The sequence below is a fragment of the Microcoleus sp. Aus8_D2 genome, from assembly GCF_036702665.1.
In the GTDB taxonomy this organism is placed as follows: Bacteria; Cyanobacteriota; Cyanobacteriia; order Cyanobacteriales; family Microcoleaceae; genus Microcoleus.
In genome coordinates this window covers 1-5,241 of record NZ_JAUBUN010000091.1, presented here as the reverse complement: position 1 = coordinate 5,241, position 5,241 = coordinate 1, and the positions used below count along the sequence as shown (strand labels likewise).

Here is a 5,241-nt window from a genome sequence, read left to right as displayed (position 1 = left end):
CATGCCCCATGCCCCATGCCCCATGCCCAATGCCCAATGCCCAATGCCCAATGCCCAATGCCCAATGCCCAATGCCCCATGCCCAATGCCCCATGCCCCATGCCCCATTCCCCATGCCCCATGCCCCATTCCCCATTACCCCACATTTGAACTCGTAGCATTTAAATTCGATCGCACTGGAATTTCAATCAAAAACTCCGCTCCCTCTCCCAGTGTCGAAATACAGCTCAATCGGCCGCCGTGGCGATCGACTACAATCGAGTGAGAAATCGACAGTCCCAAACCCGTACCCTTGCCCACAGGCTTAGTCGTGAAAAACGGGTCAAATAGCCTCGATCGCACTGGCTCCGGTATCCCCCGCCCGTTGTCCGCAATAGATACCGCTACGAAGCCCGCAGCAGCCTCATAAGTCCGAATCGCGATCGAGCTGGGATGTAGAGCGCATTCCTCGATCGTCCGCCCCTTGTCCCGTTCCTCCAAAGCATCGATCGCATTAATCAAAATATTCATAAATACTTGGTTCAACTCGCCCGGAAAACATTCAACTTGCGGCAATAACTGGTAATCTTTAACTATCTCAATCCCCGGACGGCTGCTGTGAGATTTCAAGCGATTTTGCAAAATCATCAAAGTGCTATCAATTCCCTCGTGAATGTTCACCGACTTACCAGCGGACTCGTCCAAACGGGAAAAGTTACGCAAGGATTTGACAATCTGGACAATTCGCTCGGTTCCTACTTGCATAGAAGTAAACAATTTCGGGAAATCCTCAGCAATATAATCCACATCTATTTCATTAATTTTATCCAACACTTGGAGCGGAGGATTAGGACAGCAATCCTGATAAAGTTTAATCAATTCCAGCAAATCTAAACTGTAACGGCGAGCTGGGCTGAGATTGCCATGAATAAAGCTGACGGGGTTATTAATTTCGTGAGCCACACCAGCAACTAACTGACCCAAACTCACCATTTTTTCATTTTGAACGAGCTGAGCTTGAGTGGTTCTGAGTTTGTTAATAGCTACTTCTAACTCTAGCGCTTTTGAACGTTCGCGTGCTTCCGATTCCTGCAAGGCTAACTCCGCTTGTTTGCGATCGGCAATTTCAGTCTGTGCTTGCTCAAACAGCGTCGATTGCTGGATCGCGATCGCCAATTGCACGCTAATTTGTTTGAGACACTCGACCTCAATTTCCAGCCAGCGGCGGCGCCCCGCGCACTCGTGCGCAATCAATAGCCCCCACAACTTCTCGCCTTGCAAAATCGGCACTATCAAATTAGCTCGCACCTGAAATTGACTTAATAAATTAATGTAGCACTGGGAAAGACCTGCTTGATAAATATCATCCACAGCTACAGTGCGACCTTTTTCGTAAGCAGAAGCATAGCTATTTTTAAAGCAAGAATCTTGAATAGTTATTCCCTGAAGCGACAGCCAATTTTCGTCCACCGACTCGACCGCTACAAAACCGCTCCAATCGGGATTAAAACGATAAATAATTGTCCGGTCTGTTTGCAAAAAATGCCGTACTTCAGCAACAGCTTTTGTCAAGATTTCTTCTAAATTGAGAGAAGAGCGAATGCGTTCCAGCATCCCTACCACCAAGCGTTCTCGCTTTAATTGCTGCCGCAAGATAGCCTCGGCAAGTTTGCGATCGCTAATATCTTCAATCACAGCAATTCCGTAACTCGGTTCCCCAAACCCATCCCGCACTAAAGATACAGTCACATTAGCCCAAACAAATGAACCGTCTTGGCGCACAAAGCGTTTCTCAATTGAATAATTAAAAATTTCCCCAGCTAACAGTTTTTTCCCCGACTCCACATCTGCTTCTACATCTTCCGGGTGAGAAATCTCCCAAACATTTCGCGTTTTCAGTTCCAATTCTGAGGATCCGACAATCTTGCAAAACCCTTGATTTGCCTTCAAAAATTGACCGTAGGGCGACACTTGAACAATGCCGATCGCCGCTTGTTCAAATACAGCTCGAAATCGCTGTTCGCTTTCTTGCAAAGCAATTTCTGCTTGTTTGCGATCGGTAATGTCCATTGCCGTCCCAAACAGCCGCACCACCTGACCCAACTCATTTTTAACAGCTTGTGCTTTACAGTTAACGTGCCTGATTTCTCCTGATGGAAAATAGATGCGATGGTCGATGTCGTAAGCTGTCCCTTCAGTCACTGCCTTTTGCACAACTTCTGTAAACCTTTCTTTGTCATCGGGATGAATTTGCTCTAAAAGTTCTGCCATTGTCGGCGGCCGATTCAATTCTCGATCGTAAACTCGAAACACTTCCTCCGACCAAGTAATAATTCCTGCCTCAATATCGAATTCCCAATTACCCATACGGGCAATTTTTTGGGCTGCTTGCAACTGCTCGGCCAGTTGTTGCAAAGATGCGATTAACTGCGTTTTTTCCGCTTCTGCGCCAACGCGGGCGCTGATATCTTTGTGAGTGCCGGTCATCCGCAACGGCGCACCCCATTCGTCGTACTCGACTACCTTGCCCATCCCGAGAATCCACTGCCAATTCCCGGTTTTGTTGAGCATCCTAAATTCAAATTCATAGATATCGATGCCACCTTCAAAATATAAATTTAAAGATTTTATTGCCTTGATTCGGTCTTCGGGATGCAGCAAATTTTCCCAAGCTTGGAAGTTGTTTTCAATTTCAGTTTCTGCGTAACCGAGCATTGATTTCCAATGCGAGTCGAAATAAGTTTCGCCAGTAGCTATATTCCAATCCCACAGCCCCAAAGAGCTGCCTGAAACCGCTAACTGCAATCGCTCTTGACTGAGTTTCAATGCCGATTCGGCGCGTTTGAGTTCTGTGAGGTCGGCAATGATTGCCATCATTCCTATTGGTTGACTGGCACTATCTTTAATGCAGTCAGCTCGCAATTGAGTTTCGATAATTTCGCCATTTTTAGCCTTGAGTTCAATTTCACGGCTCCAGGACAAACCTTTCCGCAGCGCCCTAAATAACTTTCTCAAATCTTGAGATTTGGCGTACATTACTGCTGGGCCACCGACATCATTGAGTTCTTCAACTGTATAGCCGTAGCGCTGAATAAATGCTTGATTGTGATAAATTGAATAACCCTCTAAATCTGCGATCGCGATCGCATCGCTAGCGCTATCTACAGCTTGAGTTACCAGGCACAGCGTATGTTCGGCGTTTTTGCGCTGCGTAATATCAAAAATCGCTCCGTCGAGCCACAAAACCAACCCTTCTGGATTGTAAGTCGCCCGGCCCCTTTGGGACACCCAGCGCACCGCCCCGTCAGCGCGCACAATCCGGTATTCAACATGATACGGTTGTTTCGAGTCTACCGCTGCTCTGATTTGTCGATCGAGCATTTCCCTGTCCGCCTTATGGATGATGCTAGCAAAACTCAAGCGGTTGTTGTGAATAAAATCCCCAGCAGCATAGCCACTAATTGCCTCAAGTTCCTCACTCACAAACACCATCGTCCAATCAGCATCGTATAAGTTGCGGCAGATAGCGCCCGGAATATTCTCAATTAGCGATCGAAATCTTGCTTCACTCTCCCGCAAAGCTGCTTCCGTCTGTTTTAAATCAGTAATATCCAGTATCATCCCTTCCCAAACAATATCGCCTTCCTGCCCTATGAGCGTCGTCAAATTAACTCGTTCTGGTCTCGAAACACCTCGCATCCATTTAAGTTTTCCCGACGGCATAATGGCGCGCCATTCCTGCTGCCATGGCTGTATATTTGCCGCAGAATAAACAATAGATTCTTGAAGTTTTGGGAGGTCGTCTGGATGAATGCAACTGAACATAAGTTCGGAATTCTCCTGAATATCTTCAGGTGCCAATTCATATAAATCGCGACTGCCAGAAGAAATGTAAGGAAAAGATTTTTTGCCGTCTGTTGAGAGCCGAAATTGATAAATTATTCCCGGCAAGTTGGCAGCCAGTTGTCGCAGTCTAGCTTCGCTTTCTTGCAGCGCTAATTGTTGGCGCCTATCCTGAGTAATATCTCGAATTATTCCCACGAGAATTTTACTGCCGTAGGTATTTTCAAAGACAGTTTTTTTAGTAGACAGAATGTGCTTGGCACCGCTGCCATCCGTAAATATTTCCTCGCTGTCGTTTTCTTCCCCTGTCCTAAACACTTGTTGGTCATTATGCCAAAAAATATCAGCTTCTTGTCGTGGGAAAAAGTCGTAATCCGATTTACCTAGCAGTTCCTCCCGCTGCTTGCCGATCAGCTTGCAAAAAGCATCATTTAACAGTATCCAGCGGTGCTGTTCGTCCTTAACAAAAATTGGATCGGCAACTGCATCGATCGTATAATTCAAAAACTTTTTACTAGCTTCCAGTTCCTCTCTGGCTAAAATTTTATCCGTAATATCGTTGATAGTTCCCGTCGTCCCCAGCGCCGCCCCGTCCCAGCCAAAAATCAAACCTTCCTGCACTTCCGCCCAGCGAAATTCGCCATTTTTGGTAAGATATCGAATTTGATAGCAGCAGGATCTTTCTTGATTTTCGCTCTGGCTTCTAAACAAATTTAAATATTGGTATTTGTCGTCAGCATGAATGTAACTCAAACAGGAAGTTCCTAAGCTTTCATCCACGGTAAATCCGGTAATTTCCGTCCAAGCCGGATTGAGAAAAGTCCAATTCCCAGCAATATTTGTTTCAAAAACTACTTCTTTGATATTCTCAACAACCTGCGGGTATTTTTCTTGACTTTTTTGCCATTCTGCTTGCCGTTTCTGGCGGGCGATCGCGCACCTGAGCGTCCGCACCAGCAGCCGGCTGTCTACTTGTGTTTTCACCAGATAATCTTGGGCGCCGGCAGCAATTAACTCGACGGCCAGTTCTTCGTCATTGGCGGCTGTCAGAATGACGATCGGAATATTTATCCCGAAATCTTGCAGCCGGAAAAGAGTATTGAATTTTTGGCTGTCAGGAAGTGAAAGGTCTAATAAAATTACATCAAAAATCTCGCAGCTTAAAATTTCTATAGCTTCCCGGAGGCGAACTACATTGGTTGTCTCAATTAATTGTCCGAGTCTGCACTCAGACAGCAGTTCTTGAATAAGTTCTGCATCTTCTGCGCAGTCTTCTACTAAAAGAACTTTCAAGCAAGCAGGCGTTAAAGTTGATCCAAAAACAGATGTCATACCATTTTAGATTTGGGAATTGGGAATTGGGAATTGGGAATTGGGAATTGGGAATTGGGAATTGGGAATTGGGAATTGGGAATTGGG

1 protein-coding gene is annotated in these 5,241 nt (G+C 45.9%); it reads right to left on the bottom strand.

Annotation, left to right across the window (positions count from 1 at the left end):
- Positions 1-135: 135 nt before the first annotated feature.
- Positions 136-5,154: a PAS domain S-box protein gene (locus QUB64_RS32610; RefSeq protein WP_333278711.1), complete on the bottom strand. Its 5,019-nt coding sequence runs from the start codon at positions 5,152-5,154 to the stop codon at positions 136-138.
- Between the last annotated feature and the right edge of the window lie 87 nt (positions 5,155-5,241).